This window comes from Streptomyces coacervatus (genome assembly GCF_029223485.1).
Lineage (GTDB): Bacteria > Actinomycetota > Actinomycetes > Streptomycetales > Streptomycetaceae > Streptomyces > Streptomyces coacervatus.
Window position 1 is genome coordinate 74,363 of sequence record NZ_JARHTP010000002.1, and the last position, 17,232, is coordinate 91,594.

The following is a 17,232-nucleotide window of genomic DNA, read 5'->3' on the forward strand; positions in this document are numbered from 1 at the left end:
CCAGGCGACTAGGGATGTGCCGCGACGGTCTGTGGTCGTGTGCGGCGTCGTTGGGGCTGGTCGCGCAGTTCCTCGCGCCCCTTGGGGCGCCCCTTTGGGGCGCAGGGGGGTCTCGACAGGAGTAGGAGGCTGCGGCGTTCGACCAGGATGGTGGTGGCCGCCTTGTACTCCGACTCGTCCGGGGGGCCGTGTGGTTCGGCGGTGTCGATCACGGTGGTCCAGCGTTCGCCGTATGTGATGTCCGGCAGGCGGAACTCCATCGGCTCCCAGTAGCTGTTGAGCAGGAGCAGGAACGAGTCGTCCACGACGCGGCGGCCGCAGGGGTCGGGTTCGGCGATGGCGTCGCCGTTCAGGAAGACGCCGACGGAGTGCGCGTCGGAGCGCTGCCAGTCCTCCCCCGTCATCTCCAGCGCGTCCGGCGCCAGCCACACCAGGTCGGGCAGCGGCTGGCGCGGGTGGGTCGCGGTCTCGCCACGGAAGAACCGGCGCCGGCGCAGGACCGGGTGGGCGGCGCGCAGCCCGATGACATACCGCGTGAACTCGGCGAGGTCCCGCTGCTCCTCGGTCAACTCCCAGTCGATCCAGGAGACTTCGTTGTCCTGGCAGTAGGCGTTGTTGTTGCCGCGCTGGGTGCGGCCCAGTTCGTCGCCGTGGCTCAGCATCGGGATGCCCTGTGAAAGCAGCAGGGTGGCCAGGAAGTTGCGCTGCTGGCGGGCGCGCAGCTCCAGCACGCCCGGCTCGTCGGTGTTGCCCTCGACGCCGCAGTTCCAGGACCGGTTGACGCTCTCGCCGTCGCGGTTGCCCTCGCCGTTGGCCTCGTTGTGCTTGTCGTTGTACGAGACCAGGTCGCGCAGGGTGAATCCGTCGTGCGCGGTGACGAAGTTGACGCTGGCCCGGGGGCGTCGCCGGCTGTGCTGGTACAGGTCGGCGGAACCGGTCAAGCGGGAGGCGAACTCGCCCAGCGTGTGCTCGCCGCCGCGCCAGAAGTCCCGTACGGCGTCTCGGTATCTGCCGTTCCACTCCGACCACAGCGGCGGGAAGTTGCCCACCTGGTAGCCGCCCTCCCCCACGTCCCACGGTTCCGCGATCAGCTTGACCCTGCTGATCACCGGGTCCTGCTGGATCAGGTCGAAGAACGCCGACAGCCGGTCCACCTCGTGGAACTGCCGTGCCAGCGTGGCCGCGAGGTCGAAGCGGAAGCCGTCCACGTGCATGTCGGTGACCCAGTAGCGCAGCGAGTCCATGATCAGCTGCAGTACGTAGGGGTGCCGCATCAGCAGGCTGTTGCCGGTGCCGGTGGTGTCGTAGTAATGGCCCCAGTCGCCCTCCACCAGGCGGTAGTACGAGGCGTTGTCGATGCCCCGCAAGGAGAGCGTGGGACCCTTTTCGTTGCCCTCGGCGGTGTGGTTGTACACGACGTCGAGGATGACTTCGAGGCCGGCCGCGTGCAGCGCCTTCACCATCGACTTGAACTCGGTGACCTGCCGGCCGCGGGTGCCGTGGGCGGCATAGGCGTTGTGCGGGGCGAAGAAGCCGATCGTGTTGTAGCCCCAGTAGTTGGACAGGCCACGGCCCTGCAGTACACCGTCCTGGACGTACTGGTGCACCGGCATCAGCTCCACCGCGGTCACGCCCAGCTTCGTCAGATGCCCGACGACCGCGGGGTGCGCGAGTCCGGCGTAGGTGCCGCGGAGTTCGGGCGGGACGTCGGGGTGGGTGCGGGTCAGGCCCCGTACATGGGCCTCGTAGATGACACTGTCGGCGTACGGCTGCCGCGGCGGCCGGTCGTCGCCCCAGTCGAAGGCCGGGTCGGTGACCACGCCGAGCATGGTGTGTCCGGCGCTGTCGGAGCGGGACCGGCCGCCCGGTGAGCGCTCGAAGAGGGAGGCGTGGTTGTCCACCTGCCCGTCCACCGCCCTGGTGTACGGGTCCAGGAGCAGCTTCGCCGGGTTGCAGCGGTGGCCCAGTTGCGGGTGCCAGGGCCCGTGCACCCGGTAGCCGTAGCGCTGTCCCGGTCCGATGTCCGGCAGGTAGCAGTGCCAGACGAAGCCGTCGACCTCGGTCACCGGGACGCGGCGCTCGCCGGCGTCGTCGACGAGGACGAGTTCGACGCGTTGGGCGACCTCGCTGAAGAGGGCGAAGTTGGTGCCCTTCCCGTCGAAGGAGGCGCCCAATGGGTAGGGGTGCCCGCTCCAGACGGGCACCCCTGGCTTGCGGCGGCGTTTCGCCGTCACCGGGCATCCTGCAGGACGCCGTCCGGCTCGCGCACCTGGCCGACCAGCGCGACGGCCGGCATCTCGCGGGGCACCTGGAGCACCTCGCGCAGGCTCGGCGCGGGAGCCACGGGCACCAGGGGCACCCGCCCGCCGGCCCTGGCCCGCTGCGAGAACCAGATGACCTTGCTGCCGGTGTTTGTGGCACAGCAGCCCCAGCCGTCGCTCATCGCGGCGATCCGCTGCAGACAGGCCCGCATGTCGTGGTCCGGGCGCAGGTCGCAGTCGTTCTCCCCCACGGCGGTGATCAGATGCTGTCCGTTCCACCACATCTCGATCGACGTGTTCTTGTCCGTCGCGTGCTCGTCGATGGCCGTCAGCAGCAGTTCGGCGCCACTGCAGACGGGCTCGACCAGCGTCTCGAGATCCCAGAGCCGGAGGTGTGCGGCCAGGATGCGCCGTACCTGTCCGACCCGTTCGGAGCTGACTTCCACGTCGAGGTGGTAGTAGCAGGGCACTGCGGTCTTCATCTTCGTTGGCTCCTCACCCGCGAAGCTCCCGCTCCTTCTCGCCCCTGCGGGACGAGCCCCGAACGCGAAGCGTGAGCGTTGATCGCTTCTGAGTCACCTCAAGAGTGGGTGAACTAGACCATTCGTGCAACACGAGCGCACACCTGGGGTGACCGAAGGCCCATTCGGGCATGGTTGAAGATCCAACAAGACGCTGGGTCGTCGCGCGTGCACCATGTGTGAAGACCTCGATACCCGTAACGGATCCGTGCGTGCCCACGCACGGCCGCCGCCCGACGGTCGGGAGACGTGCGATCGAGCCCCGGAAAGTGAAGAGCCTCATGCTGCTACCGGCCAAAGCCGAAGTGGCCCGGCAACTGCGGCGGTATCGGGCCTGGGAACGCGTCATGCTCGCGTCTCCCGCCGACCGCGCGGTGCGCGCCACCTTCGAGGACTCGGGGTACACCTTGTGCGTGCTGATGGGCAAGCGGTGTGCCCGCGAGGCCGCGGACGCCGCGGAGCGCTATCTGCGGTCCACGCTGGGCGCCTATCTCCGGGAGCAGAACGAGCGGCCCCGAACGGGTGCGGCCGACCGGCGCGGACCGCCGAAGGCACAACAGCATTTCGCCGCAGGGAGGTAGACCCCCCTGCGGCACAGCGCGTATCGCGCAGCTTCTATCCCTCGACCGGGCGGGCGGCCCGGTCTGCAGCACGGCGGAGGTGAGACCCATGAGTTCGATTCCGGCCATCGGCCGCATCCCGGTGAGGGACGTCCACCCGGCGGTGGAGTGCGGAAGGCGCCCGGCCAAGGCGGTCGCAGGGGAGACGTTCGAGGTCACCGCGACCGTGTTCCGCGAGGGCCATGACGCGGTCGCGGCCAACGTCGTCCTGACCGATCCGGAGGGCCAGCACGGCCCGTGGACGCCGATGCGGGAACTGGCCCCCGGTTCCGACCGCTGGGGCGCCGAGGTCACGCCCACCTCCACGGGCCACTGGACGTATCGGGTGGAGGCCTGGAGCGACCCGGTGGCCACCTGGCGGCACCACGCCCGCATCAAGGTCCCGGCCGGCATCGACACCGGCCTGGTGCTGGAGGAGGGCGGCGACCTCCATGAGCGGGTGGCCGCCGGGGTGCCCGAGGGCCCGGGGCGCGCCGCGGTGCTGGCGGCGGCGGAGACGTTGCGTGACGACTCGCTGCCGGTCGCCACCCGATTGGCAGCGGCGTTGACGCCGGAGGTGGACGCGGTGCTGGCGCGGCATCCGCTGCGGGAGTTCGTCACCGCCTCGCAGACGCTGCCGCTGCTGGTGGAGCGCGAACGCGCCCTGTACGGCGCCTGGTACGAGTTCTTCCCCCGCTCCGAGGGCACCCAGGACCAGCCGCACGGCACCTTCCGCACCGCCGCCCGCCGCCTCCCGGCCATCGCCGCCATGGGCTTCGACGTCCTCTACCTGCCGCCCATCCACCCCATCGGCACCACCTTCCGCAAGGGCCGCAACAACAGCCTCTCCGCCGGCCCCACCGATGTCGGCGTGCCCTGGGCGATCGGCTCCCCCGAGGGCGGCCACGACGCGGTGCACCCGCAGCTGGGCACCATCGAGGACTTCGCCTGGTTCGTGCAGGAGGCGCGCGACAACGGCCTGGAGATCGCCCTCGACTTCGCCCTGCAGTGCTCCCCCGACCACCCCTGGGTACAGAAGCACCCCGAGTGGTTCCACCACCGCCCCGACGGCACCATCGCGTATGCCGAGAACCCGCCGAAGAAGTACCAGGACATCTACCCGATCGCCTTCGACGCCGACCTGGACGGACTGATCGCCGAGACCCTGCGCGTCCTGCGGCTGTGGATGGGCCACGGCGTGCGGATCTTCCGCGTGGACAACCCGCACACCAAACCCGTCCTGTTCTGGCAGCGGGTGATCGCCGACATCAACGCCACCGACCCCGACGTGATCTTCCTGGCCGAGGCGTTCACCCGCCCGGCCATGATGCACACCCTCGCCCAGACCGGCTTCCAGCAGTCCTACACCTACTACACCTGGCGCAACACCAAGGCCGAGCTGACCGAGTACCTCACCGAACTGTCCGGCGAGGCCGCCGCCTACATGCGGCCCAACTTCTTCGTCAACACCCCCGACATCCTGCACGAGTTCCTCCAGCGCGGCGGCCGCCCCGCCTTCGCACTCCGCGCCGTCCTGGCCGCCACCCTCTCCCCCACCTGGGGCGTCTACTCCGGCTACGAACTGTGCGAGAACGTTCCGCTGCGGGACGGCAGCGAGGAGTATCTGGACTCGGAGAAGTACCAACTCAAGCGCCGCGACTGGGAGACGGCCGAACGCGAGGGCCGCACCATCACCCCCCTCATCACCAAGCTCAACACCATCCGGCGGCGCCATCCGGCCCTTCATCGGCTCAGGAATCTCCGCTTCCACCACACCGACAACGACATGGTCATCGCGTACAGCAAGACCGCGGGCCGGGACACGGTCCTTGTCGTCGCCAACCTCGACCCGCACCACACCCAGGAGGCCACGGTCTCGTTGGACATGCCGCAACTCGGTCTGGAGTGGCACGCATTCATGTCCGCGCACGACGAACTGACGGGTGAGACCTATCACTGGGGCAGAAACAACTATGTGCGCCTGGATCCCGGGCGGGCCCCGGCACACGTGCTCCACGTCCAGCAGTCGTCCGCGTAGCCACCGATCGGAGAGTCACAGCGTCATGACTGTCAACCAGCCCGTCCCGGACACCTTCGAGGACACTCCCGCCAAGGACCGGGACCCGGAGTGGTTCAAGCGCGCGGTCTTCTACGAGGTCCTCGTCCGCTCCTTCCAGGACAGCAACGGCGACGGCATCGGCGACCTCAAGGGCATCACCGCCAAACTCGACTATCTGCAATGGCTGGGCGTCGACTGCCTGTGGCTGCCGCCCTTCTTCAAGTCGCCGCTCAGGGACGGCGGTTACGACGTCTCCGACTACACCTCGGTCCTGCCCGAATTCGGCGACCTCGCCGACTTCGTCGAATTCGTCGACGCCGCCCACCAGCGCGGCATGCGCGTCATCATCGACTTCGTCATGAACCACACCAGCGACCAGCACCCGTGGTTCCAGGAATCGAGGAAAAACCCCGACGGCCCCTACGGCGACTACTACATGTGGGCCGACGACGACAAACAATATGCCGACGCACGGATCATCTTCGTCGACACCGAAGTCTCCAACTGGACCTTCGATCCCGTCCGGGGACAGTACTTCTTCCACCGCTTCTTCTCCCACCAGCCAGACCTCAACTACGAGAACCCGGCGGTGCAGGAGGAAATCCTGGCGGCCCTCCGCTTCTGGCTGGACCTGGGCATCGACGGCTTCCGTCTCGACGCCGTGCCCTATCTGTACGCGGCCGAGGGCACCAATTGCGAGAACCTGCCCGCCGCTCACGCGTTCCTCAGGCGCGTCCGCCGCGAGATCGACGCGATGTATCCGGACACGGTGCTGCTGGCCGAGGCCAACCAGTGGCCGGAGGACGTCGTCGACTACTTCGGCGACTACCAGAGCGGCGGCGACGAATGCCACATGGCATTCCACTTCCCCGTCATGCCACGGATCTTCATGGCCGTACGACGGGAATCCCGCTACCCGGTCTCGGAAATCCTCGCCAAGACCCCCGCCATCCCCTCGAACTGCCAGTGGGGCATCTTCCTGCGCAACCACGACGAGCTGACCCTCGAAATGGTCACCGACGAGGAACGCGACTACATGTGGGCCGAATACGCGAAAGACCCGCGTATGCGCGCCAACATCGGGATCAGGCGGCGGCTTGCGCCTTTGCTCGACAACGACGAGAACCAGATCGAGCTGTTCACCGCCCTGCTCCTGTCGCTCCCGGGCTCGCCGATCCTCTACTACGGCGACGAGATCGGCATGGGCGACAACATCTGGCTCGGCGACCGGGACGCCGTACGCACCCCTATGCAGTGGACACCCGACCGGAATTCCGGCTTCTCGTCCTGCGATCCGGGGCGGCTGTTCCTGCCGACCATCATGGACCCCGTCTACGGCTACCAGGTGACGAACGTCGAGGCCTCGATGTCCGACCCGTCCTCGCTGCTGCACTGGACCCGCCGGATGATCGAGATCCGCAAGCAGAACCCGGCCTTCGGGCTGGGCTCCTTCACGGAGCTCCAGTCCTCCAACCCCGCGGTCCTGGCCTTCCTGCGCGAGTACGGGGACGACCTGGTGCTGTGCGTGAACAACTTCTCCCGCTTCGCCCAGCCCACCGAGCTCGACCTGCGGGCCTACGACGGACGCCACCCCGTGGAACTCATCGGCGGGGTGCGCTTCCCGGCCATCGGTGAACTGCCGTACCTGCTGACCCTCGCCGGCCACGGCTTCTACTGGTTCCGGCTCACCCGAGTCGCATCCCGCATCGGCCACCGACCTTGAGCGTGAGGCGAGGAAAGGACGCGTCACCATGCAGAAGACCGCATCGCTCCGCCCCAGACCCGGCGTCGCCGCCGGGCCCATGGCCTCGCTCGCCGGGCTGCTGCGCGAGTGGCTGCCGCGCCAGCGCTGGTTCGCGGGCAAGGACCGGCCCGTCACGGACCTTGCACTGCTGTCCATGACGGAGCTGTTCCCGGGCTGTCTGCATCTGCTGGTCCACGCCGGTCAGAGCGGGGTGCCCGCGCCCAGCGGCGCCGCGCCGGCCGGTGACTGCTACCAGCTGCTGCTCGGTGTGCAGCGACATCTGTCGCCGAGGCTCGGACGGGCGCTGATCGGCAGGGCGGAGGAGGGTCCGCTGGCCGGTCTGACGGTGTACGACGCGCTGCAGGACCCCCGTTCGGCGCAGCTGCTCCTGGAGCGGCTGCGGCACCCCGGTGCGGCGGGCCCGCTGCGCTTCGAGGCGGACCCGTCCGTGCACGTGCCCGCCGGGCTGGTGCCGCGGGTGCTGGAGGCCGAGCAGTCCAACTCCTCGCTGGTGTACGGCGACGAGTTCATCCTGAAGGTCTTCCGGCGCGTGCAGCCCGGTGTCAACCCCGACCTCGAGGTGCCGGGTGCGCTGGCGGGGCAGGGCTGCGGCCGGGTGCCGGCGCCCGTGGCGTGGTTCCGTACGACGCATCCTCAGGAGGCGACGCTCGGTGTGCTGCAGCCGTTCCTGCCCGATGCCTCCGACGGCTGGGCGCTGGCCCTGCAGGCGCTCGCCGCCGGCGACGACTTCACCGTACAGGCCCGCGAGTTGGGCCGGGCCACCGCGGAGGTGCACCTCGCGCTGGCCGCCGCCTTCCCGGCCGGAGCCCATGACGAGAGCGGGCGGACGGCGGCGGCGATGACCGACCGTCTGGACGCCGCGGCGCACTGCGTACCGGCGCTGCGCCCGTATGTGCCAGGGCTGCGCACCGCCTTCGGCGCGCTCGTCGCCTGCGACCCCGGGCCGCCCGCCCAGCGCATCCACGGCGACCTGCACCTGGGTCAGGTGCTGCGGGCCGGCCGGGACTGGTTCGTCATCGACTTCGAGGGCGAGCCGTCCCGCCCGCTCGCCGAGCGGCGCAGCACCCAGTCCCCGGTGCGGGACATCGCGGGCATGCTGCGCTCCTTCGACTATGCCGCCCGGCAGCGCCGCCCCTGGCGCCCGGAGTGGGCGCGCCGCTGCCGCGAGGCCTACTGCGCGGGCTACGCGGAGCGGGCCGGCTGGGACCCGCGCAAGAAGCACGGACTGCTGCGCGCCTATGAGACCGATCGAGCCGTGTACGAGGTCCTGTACGAAGCCCGGCACCGGCCGGACTGGCTCCCCGTACCGATGGCGGCGATCGAACGTCTCGCCGTAAGAGGAGGCTGAACCCGTGGCCCTGCGTGACACCTCGCTCCCCGAGCCGTCCGGCCCGCTCACCCCCGGATGTGCGACCGCACCCGCCCTTGATCCCGGCGAACGCGAACGCCTGCTCTCCGGTCGCCATCACGACCCGCACGCGCTGCTGGGCGCCCACCCGGTGGCGGGCGGCATCGTGTTCCGGGCGCTGCGCCCGTACGCCCGCGCGGTGAGCGTCGTCGTCGACGGGGAGCGGCGCCCGCTGGCCTCGGAGGGCGACGGCCTGTTCTCCGGTGTGCTGCCCCTCGGCGCGATCCCCGAGTACACGCTGCTGGTGCGGTACGCGGACGGTGAGCACGAGACGGCGGACCCGTACCGTTTTCTGCCCGCTCTCGGTGAGCTCGATCTCCACCTGATCCATGAGGGCCGGCACGAGCAGCTGTGGAAGGCGCTCGGTGCCGAGCCGATGACGCACGAGGGTGTGACCGGGACCCGGTTCACCGTGTGGGCGCCGAACGCCCAAGGGGTCCGGGTCGCCGGGGAGTTCACCTGCTGGGACGGGACGGCGCTGCCGATGCGGTCCCTGGGGTCCTCCGGGGTGTGGGAGCTGTTCGTGCCAGGCATCGGCGAGGGCGCCCGCTACAAGTTCGAGATCACGTCCCGGTACGGCGGCCGTTTCCTCAAGGCCGACCCGATGGCGCGGTACGCGGAGGTCCCGCCGGACACGGCGTCGATCGTGCACGCCTCGCACTACGAGTGGACAGACGCCGAGTGGATGGCGCACCGGGGTGACGTTCCCGTTCACGAGGCGCCCTTCTCGGTCTACGAGGTCCATCTCCCCTCCTGGCGACCAGGACTGACGTACCGTCAACTTGCTGAGGAACTGCCGTCGTACGTCAATGGCCTGGGATTCACCCATGTCGAGCTCATGCCGGTCACCCAGCACCCGTTCGCCGGTTCCTGGGGGTATCAGGTCACCGGCTTCTACGCGCCGATGTCACGGCTGGGTACACCCGACGACTTCAAGTACCTGGTCGACGCCCTGCACCAGGCGGGCATCGGCGTGATCATGGACTGGGTGCCGGCCCACTTTCCCAAGGACGACTGGGCGCTGGCGCGGTTCGACGGGGATCCGCTGTACGAACCCGGGGACTCCCGGCGGGCCGAGCATCCGGACTGGGGGACCTACGAGTTCGACTTCGGGCGCATCGAGGTGCGCAACTTCCTTGTGGCGAACGCCGTTTACTGGTGCGAAGAGTTTCACATCGACGGCCTGCGGGTGGATGCCGTGGCCTCCATGCTCTACCTGGACTACTCGCGCGACTCGGGCCAGTGGACGCCGAATGTGCACGGCGGGCGCGAGGACCTGGACGCGATGGCGTTCCTGCAGGAGATGAACGCGACCGTGTACCGGCGGGCGCCCGGTGTGGTGACCATCGCCGAGGAGTCGACGGCGTGGGACGGGGTCACGCGCCCCACCGACAGCGGCGGTCTGGGCTTCGGCCTGAAGTGGAACATGGGGTGGATGCACGACTCGCTCGGCTATATGGAGCACGAGCCGGTGCACCGCAAGTACCACCACAACGAGATGACGTTCTCGATGGTGTACGCCTACAGCGAGAACTACATTCTGCCCATCTCGCACGACGAAGTGGTGCACGGCAAGCAGGCGCTGGTGTCGAAGATGCCGGGCGACTGGTGGCAGCAGCGCGCCGACCACCGGGCGTATCTGGGGTTCATGTGGGCCCACCCGGGCAAGCAGCTGCTGTTCATGGGTCAGGAGTTCGCCCAGGGTTCCGAATGGTCCCAGGCCCACGGCCCGGACTGGTGGCTGGTCGATCCCGGTTACGGCGCCGAGCCCGATCACCGCGGGGTCAGGGACCTGGTGCGCGACCTCAACGCGGTGTACCGCTCGACGCCCGCGCTGTGGCAGCAGGACACCCGGCCGTGCGGCTTCCAGTGGGTCATGGGGGACGCCGCCGAGGACAACGTCTTTGCGTTTCTGCGGTTCGCCGCCGACGGCAGCCCGCTGCTCGCGGTCTCCCACTTCTCCCCCGTCGTCCGCCACGACTACCGCCTCTGGGCGCCCGACGAGGTCCCCGCCTGGCGGGAGGTCCTCAACACCGACGCCGTGCGCTACGGCGGCGGCGGTGTCGCCAACCCGGACGACCTCAAGGTGGAGGAGGGAAGGATCACTCTCACCCTGCCGCCGCTCGCCACGGTCTGGCTGACTCCGCTGCTGTGAACTGTCAACGCGGTACAGCCGTATACAGGGTTGATCATCACAGAACCGCAACTTCGCAGGATCCGGTCACCATCCGCACTCACCTGGGCTAGATTCGACCACCGTCGACAACGGAACTCGTCGGCATGGTCACCCTCCGTACAGCTCAGGAGCAGCGCATGCGCGACTTCGCCCTCGCTCCCCCCACCGTCTCGCCACTGACCGGCGGGCTGGCCGACAGCATCTTCGACACGGCAGCCCTCGATCCCACCCGGCCGATGCTCGCGCGCCGCCCCACCCCCTCCGCCACCACCTGGGAGGAGATGACTGCCGTAGAGGTGCGGGACGAGGTGGTGGATCTGGCCAAGGGGCTGGTCGCGTCCGGGATTTCGCCGGGCCACCGCGTCGCGATCATGGCGCGCACGCGGTACGAGTGGACGGTGCTCAGCCACGCCCTGTGGGCGGTCGGTGCCGAAGTCGTACCGCTCTATCCCACCTCCTCGCGCGAGCAGGTGGAGTGGGTCCTGAGGGACGCCGGCTGCGTGGCCGTGGTGGTGGAGGACGAGCAGGCGGTGATGACGGTCGGCTCCGTGTGCGGGTCGCTGCCGCTGCTGCGCCACGTCTGGCAGTTGGACGCGGGAGCACTCAACGACCTGATGGAGCGCGGGCGGTTCATCCCGCTCGCCACCGTCGACTCGCTGCGCCGCATCGTGCTGCCGGACTCCACGGCCGCCATCAGCTACACCTCCGGCACCACGGGCCGGGCGCTGGGCTGTGCGCTCAGCCACCGCAACCTGGCGAGCGCCTGCGACACGCTGCTGGAGGGCTGGGGCCACACCGTGATCCCCCCGGGCGAGCAGCAGGCGTCGGTGCTCGCCTTCCTGCCCTTCTCGCATGTCTACGGCCTTCTGGTCCAGACCCTGTGCATTCGCGGCGGCATGGTGATGGCACACGAGCCCGACATGAGCGAGGAAGCGCTCTCGGCATCCCTGTGTTCCTTCCGCCCCACCTATCTCTGCGCGGTTCCCTCGCTCCTGGAGAAGATCTACAAGAACTTCCTGCGCACCGCCCAGGAGGCGGGCCGCGGGGCACTGTTCGAGCGGGCCGCGGACACGGCGCGGGACTTCGCCGCGGCGCTGGAGCGGCAACGGCTCGGCGGCGGTTCGGGTCCCGGTTTCGATCTGCGGCTGCAACACGCCCTGTTCGAGCGGACGGTGTACCGCAAACTGCGCGCGGCGATCGGCGGCAGGGTGCTCCGGGCGACGTCCGGCGGCTCGTCCCTCAGCCGCGAACTCTCCCTCTTCTACGAGGGCATCGGAATCTACGTCAACGACGGGTACGGCCTCACCGAGGCCGCCGGCGGCGTCACCGCGCAGCCGCTGGGCCGGGAGATGTCGGGAACCGTCGGGCAGGCGCTGCCCGGCAACGACCTCATGGTGGCCGACGACGGGGAGATCCTGGTCCGCGGGCCCTCGGTGTTCCATGGCTACATCAACGCCGAGGCGGCGACGCGGGCCGTCCTGCGCGGCGGCTGGCTGGCCACCGGGGATCTCGGACGGATCGACTCGCAGGGCTATCTGACGATCACCGGCCGCAAGAAGGACATCATCGTCACCAGCAGCGGCAAGAATGTCGCCCCGGCCGCCCTGGAGCAGCGGCTCAGGATGCATCCGCTGATCCACCAGGCGGTCGTCGTCGGCGACAACCGCCCCTGTGTGGGGGCGCTGATCACCCTGGATCCGAAGTTCCTGGCGTACTGGCGCGGCTCCCTGTCGCTGCAGAGCGACATGCCGAGCCGGGAGGCCCGTGAGGAGAATGCGCTGCGGGAGGAGATCGGGCGTGCCGTGGCCGCGGCCAACAGTGCCGTGTCGCGCTCGGAGTCGATCCGGGTCTTCAGGGTGCTGTCGGAGCAGTTCGACATGTCCAACGGGCTCATGACGCCGTCCATGAAGCTGCGCCGGGACGAGATCGTGCGGCACTACGCGTTCGAGATCGACGCGATGTACCAGGCACGCACGCGTGCTCCGCGGCAGACCGTGCCGGACGAGCTGTCGAGCTGGGACGAGGCGGACAACGTGTTCCGCTGAACGCCCTGAACACATAGTCGCCACTTCCTGTGCAGTACGTGATCCAAAACGTTCACTCCTGACCGGTGCGTTTCGGCACGCGGACGGGCATCGTGGTGCTCGACGCGTTCGTCTGCCTGCCGCACCCAGCTGGCGGAACGGCTGAGGGCACGGTGGGATCGATGTGGTGCAAGCAGCGATCCAGGGCATGCGAAGGGCGTTGGATGCAGACCGCCTGGAGCCGCAGAGAGGGATGAACACCGTGACACGACCCAGGATCCTGGTGGTTGGCGCAGGTTTCGCCGGCGTGGAGTGCGTACGCCGGCTGGAGCGGAAACTTGCGCCCGACGAAGCGGACGTCACCCTGGTGACGCCGTTCGCCTACCAGCTCTATCTGCCGCTGCTGCCCCAGGTCGCCTCCGGCGTGCTGACGCCCCAGTCGATCGCGGTCTCGCTGCGGCGCAGCAAGAAGTACCGCACCCGGATCATTCCGGGCGGAGCCATCGGCGTCGACCTGAAGTCCAAGGTCTGCGTCATCCGCACCATCACCGACCAGATCGTGAACGAGCCGTACGACTACATCGTGCTGGCCCCCGGCAGCATCACCCGCACCTTCGACATCCCGGGGCTCACCGAGCACGCGTACGGCATGAAGACCCTTGCCGAGGCCGCCTACATCCGCGACCACGTCATCTCCCAGCTGGACCTGGCCGACGCCAGCGACGACCCGGCGGAGCGCGCCTCGCGCCTGCAGTTCGTGGTGGTCGGCGGCGGGTATGCCGGCACCGAGACCGCCGCCTGTCTGCAGAAGCTGACGCATGCCGCGGTCAAGCGCTATCCGCGCATCGACCCGGCGCTGATCAAGTGGCATCTCATCGACATCGCCCCGAAGCTGATGCCGGAGCTGGGCGACAAGCTCGGCCGCAGCGCGCAGGAGATCCTGAAGCGGCGCGGCATCGACGTGTCGCTGGGCGTCTCCATCGAGAAGGCGGGCCCCGAGGAGGTCACCTTCACCGACGGCCGGGTGGTGCCCACCCGCACCCTGATCTGGACCGCCGGCGTCGTCGCCAGCCCCCTCATCGCCACCCTCGGCGCGGAGACGGTCCGCGGCCGGCTCGCGGTGAACGCCGAGATGAACCTGCCCGGCAACGACGGGGTCTTCGCGCTGGGCGACTCCGCGGCCGTGCCCGACAAGGCCAAGGGCCAGGAGGACGCCGTCTGCCCGCCCACGGCCCAGCATGCGATGCGGCAGGGCAGGGTCGTCGCGGACAATGTCGTGGCGACGCTGCGCAACCAGCCGCTGACCCCGTACGTCCACAAGGACCTCGGTCTCGTCGTCGACCTCGGCGGCACGGACGCCGTCTCCAAGCCGCTCGGCATCGAACTGCACGGCCTGCCCGCCCAGTTCGCCGCCCGTGGCTATCACTGGTGGGCGCTGCGCACCAATGTCGCCAAGGTCCGGGTGGCGACGAACTGGACGCTCAACGCCGTCGCCGGAGACGATTTCGTCCGCACCGGCTTCCAGGCCCGCAAGCCCGCCAAGCTCAAGGATTTCGAGTACACCGACGCCTACCTGACGCCGGAACAGGTGCGGGCCCATGTCGAGGGGACGGACGGGAAGGAGACATGAGCCGGTGCGCACGCTGCGGTCACGTCGTGCCATGCTGAGAGACGGATCATGACGTGAAGCGGGAGTGAGTACGGCGGCGTGAGGGCAGTGGGAGGGTCGGTCCGGGCACGGCTGCGCGATCTCGTCGCGGCCTCCGATCCCGGACTGCTGCGCCTGGCCGCGGGCCTGAGAACGGTGGGCGCCATCGCCCTCACGCTGGCCGTGCTTTCCCTGCTGGGCGCCGACGTGCGCCATCTGGTGGCGGGGGCCATCGCGGCGATGGTCTCCACCTTCGCCATCCGGGAGAAGCAGCGGGGCCAACAGGCCGTCACGCTGGCGCTGGGCCTGCCGGTGGCGCTGGCCTCCGTGTCGCTGGGCGCGGTCCTGCACTCCCGGGTGGTGGGCGGTGACCTCTTCTTCGTCGCCCTGATCTTCTGCGCCGTCTACGCCCGCCGCTTCGGCGACCGCGGCACCGCGCTCGGGCTGATCGGCTTCCAGGTCTACTTCATGTCCCTGTTCGTCGGCGCCACCGTGTCGGGGCTGCCGCAGCTGTGGGGCGTCGTCGCCGTCGCCGTCGCGTCCAGCGCCGTGGTGCGCTTCGCGCTGGTACCCGAGACGCCCGCGGGGATCCTGCAGCGGCTGCGCGAGGCCTTCCGCGCCCGGCTGGCGCAGCTCGTGACCGCACAGCTCGCTCTCCTCGACGCCGGGCCGGAGGAGATCGACAAGGCGGTTGAGGACGTACGGGACGGCACCGCGCGCCTGCACGAGACGGCCATGATGATCCAGGGGCGGCTGGAGGAGGGCACCGCCGACGAGGCCGTGGCACGGCTCGTGCAGCGCCGCATCGCGGACGCCGAGATCGCCGCCGAGCGCCTCGGACTGCTGCTGCTGACCGCGCGCAGCGCCGAGCGGGCGGACACGCTGACCCTGCATCTGCCGGGCGCGCCCGTCCCGCCGGGCGGCCCGCTGCCCGTACAGGACGAGTCGACGGCAATGCTGCGCCGAGATCTGGAGGCGCTGCGCCTGCTGGTCCTGCGGCCCGTCTCCGAGGACCTGGGAACCGGCCTGGCCCATCTGCGCAACCGGCTCCTCGGCTACCGGGACGAGGAGAACCTGCCGAAGGCGTCCCCTGGGGTGCAGGACGTGTTCCGGGGCATCGGCGAGGCCGCCCGTGCGGTGCTCGGGCTGCGGATCGCGCTCGGCGGGCCGCAGGACGACGCGGACGACACCCCGTCGACGGCCCGCTCACGGGAGGAATTGGACGCCGAGGACGCGGCGATCGACGCGGGCGAGGAGGCCGAGGAGACGGCGGCGGGGCTGGAGCGGCCCACCACGCGCGCTGCCGTGCAGGTCGCGGTGGGGTCGGCGCTGGCCATCGTCGGCGGTGAGTTCCTCTCCAGCCAGCGCTGGTACTGGGCCGTGCTGACCTGCTGGATCGTGTTCATCAACACCGCCTCGACGGGCGAGATCCTCGTCAAGGGCTATCGGCGGCTGGTGGGCACCGTGCTTGGGGTCGTCGCCGGTCTGCTGCTCGCGGGCCTGGTCGGGCACCACACCTGGACGGCGTTCGCGCTGGTGCTGCTGTGCGTGTTCGCGATGTTCTACACGGCCCCGCTGTCGTACACGCTGATGTCCTTCTTCGTCACCGCCGCGCTGGGCGTGCTGTACACCCTGCTGCACACCTACAGCCTGTCGGTGCTGGTGGTGCGGGTGGAGGAGACGGCGCTCGGGGCGGCCTGCGGGATCATCGCGGCGGCGTTCGTCCTGCCGGTGCACACGGACCGCCGTACCAACGACCTTCTCGTCACCGTGCTGGATCGGCTCGCAGACGTCACCGAGGCCGCCGTCGACCAGCTCAGCGGCGGGGACCCGGCCGAACTCCTCGACAAGGCGCGCGACCTGGACCAGGCGCTGGCCGACCTGCGCACCGCCACCCAGCCGCTCACCCACCCGGTCACCCCGATGCGGACGCGGCGCAACACCGCCCGCTACGTCGTCGCACTGCTGGAGACCTGCGCGTACCACGCGCGTTCGCTGGCCGCGATGGCCGAGCTGCTGCCCACGCATCCCTCGATCGCCGCGGATCCCCGGCTACGGCGGGCCGGGAAGCGCATCCTCGGCAACATCGGGGTGATCTCCGCGCGCGTCGCGGACGAGCGGGCCCTGGCCGAGGTCGAGACGGGGGCGAGCATCGCGTCCCTCCTGGAGGCCGACCTGCCCGGCGGCTCGCGCTACGGCCGCATCACCGACCGGGTACTACGGCATCTGCAGCGCCTCGACGAGGCGGTGGTGGGCCTGGCCCGGCCGCTGAAGGTGCCGGTGGCGGCGCCGAAGCGGTGACCGTCCTCAGAAGTCGGTGGGCAGATCGCTGACCTCCGCGATGCCGCGCAGCTCCTCGTTCTGCCGGTGCCGTTCCAGGATGTAGTCGGCGATCTCGCCCAGCCGCGCCGGGTCGGACGCGGTGTCCGCGTCGGTGATCACTCTGATCGGGCCGGTCTCCTCGAGGTCGATCTCGACGACCTCGTTGTCCAGCCGGCCGGTGACGGCGGCGGCGATGACCAGGGCGGCCTCGTCACGGACCTCCTGGGACAGCCCGTCCCCGTGGTCCCCGTCGAGCGCGAAGTCCAGCGCGGGCAGGCGCTGTTCGTCGAGGGCCCGCAGGACCGGTTCGACCACGCCGAGCAGCTGCCGGTAGTTCTCCGTGTCCATCGAGGTGCGCAGGAAACCGAGGTAGAGGTCGACGGGCCGGTGCTCCGGTGGAAACTCGGATTCGCTCATCCGGTCCGTGTTCCCCGAGATCCGCGCGTCAG

Annotated in this window: 11 protein-coding genes; 8 read left to right on the forward strand and 3 right to left on the reverse strand. The window is 69.7% G+C overall.

All coding sequences use genetic code 11. The annotated features are described in order from the left end of the window. Positions 1-8 precede the first annotated feature (8 nt). Positions 9-2,234 carry a glycogen debranching protein GlgX gene (glgX, locus tag P2Q00_RS04095; protein WP_275769637.1) on the reverse strand — a complete coding sequence of 742 codons (2,226 nt, stop codon included), beginning with the start codon at positions 2,232-2,234 and terminating at the stop codon, positions 9-11. Then, positions 2,231-2,743 carry a pep a2 gene (locus P2Q00_RS04100; RefSeq protein ID WP_275769639.1) on the reverse strand — a complete coding sequence of 171 codons (513 nt, stop codon included), beginning with the start codon at positions 2,741-2,743 and terminating at the stop codon, positions 2,231-2,233. Before P2Q00_RS04100 ends, glgX begins: the two co-directional genes overlap by 4 nt. 320 nt (positions 2,744-3,063) lie before the next feature. Between P2Q00_RS04100 and P2Q00_RS04105 the strand changes: the two genes are divergently transcribed. From P2Q00_RS04105 to P2Q00_RS04140, 8 genes are all read left to right on the forward strand, one after another. Then, positions 3,064-3,363, forward strand: a complete 300-nt coding sequence (locus P2Q00_RS04105; protein WP_275769641.1) for a DUF5133 domain-containing protein — start codon at positions 3,064-3,066, stop codon at positions 3,361-3,363. A gap of 88 nt (positions 3,364-3,451) precedes the next feature. After that, complete coding sequence (locus P2Q00_RS04110) at positions 3,452-5,419, forward strand: alpha-1,4-glucan--maltose-1-phosphate maltosyltransferase (RefSeq protein ID WP_275769644.1); 1,968 nt, start codon at positions 3,452-3,454, stop codon at positions 5,417-5,419. Between the two features lie 25 nt (positions 5,420-5,444). Further along, complete coding sequence (gene treS, locus P2Q00_RS04115) at positions 5,445-7,163, forward strand: maltose alpha-D-glucosyltransferase (RefSeq protein ID WP_275769646.1); 1,719 nt, start codon at positions 5,445-5,447, stop codon at positions 7,161-7,163. Positions 7,164-7,191: 28 nt separating this feature from the next. Next, positions 7,192-8,553, forward strand: coding sequence for a maltokinase N-terminal cap-like domain-containing protein (locus tag P2Q00_RS04120; RefSeq protein WP_275769647.1), 1,362 nt, complete (start codon positions 7,192-7,194; stop codon positions 8,551-8,553). A 4-nt stretch (positions 8,554-8,557) separates the two neighbouring features. Further along, complete coding sequence (gene glgB / locus P2Q00_RS04125) at positions 8,558-10,768, forward strand: 1,4-alpha-glucan branching enzyme (protein ID WP_275769648.1); 2,211 nt, start codon at positions 8,558-8,560, stop codon at positions 10,766-10,768. Positions 10,769-10,926: 158 nt separating this feature from the next. Next, a complete protein-coding gene (locus tag P2Q00_RS04130) occupies positions 10,927-12,834 on the forward strand; it encodes an AMP-dependent synthetase/ligase (protein WP_275769650.1) in 1,908 nt (635 codons plus the stop codon). 232 nt (positions 12,835-13,066) lie between these two features. Then, the gene (locus P2Q00_RS04135; RefSeq protein WP_275769652.1) at positions 13,067-14,443 is read left to right on the forward strand and encodes an NAD(P)/FAD-dependent oxidoreductase; all 1,377 of its coding nucleotides are present in this window, start codon (positions 13,067-13,069) and stop codon (positions 14,441-14,443) included. Positions 14,444-14,521: 78 nt separating this feature from the next. Beyond that, positions 14,522-16,762 carry an FUSC family protein gene (locus P2Q00_RS04140; RefSeq protein WP_275769654.1) on the forward strand — a complete coding sequence of 747 codons (2,241 nt, stop codon included), beginning with the start codon at positions 14,522-14,524 and terminating at the stop codon, positions 16,760-16,762. Between the two features lie 6 nt (positions 16,763-16,768). Here P2Q00_RS04140 and P2Q00_RS04145 read toward each other — a convergent pair whose 3' ends face one another. Beyond that, complete coding sequence (locus tag P2Q00_RS04145; protein ID WP_275769655.1) at positions 16,769-17,200, reverse strand: hypothetical protein; 432 nt, start codon at positions 17,198-17,200, stop codon at positions 16,769-16,771. Positions 17,201-17,232 lie beyond the last annotated feature (32 nt).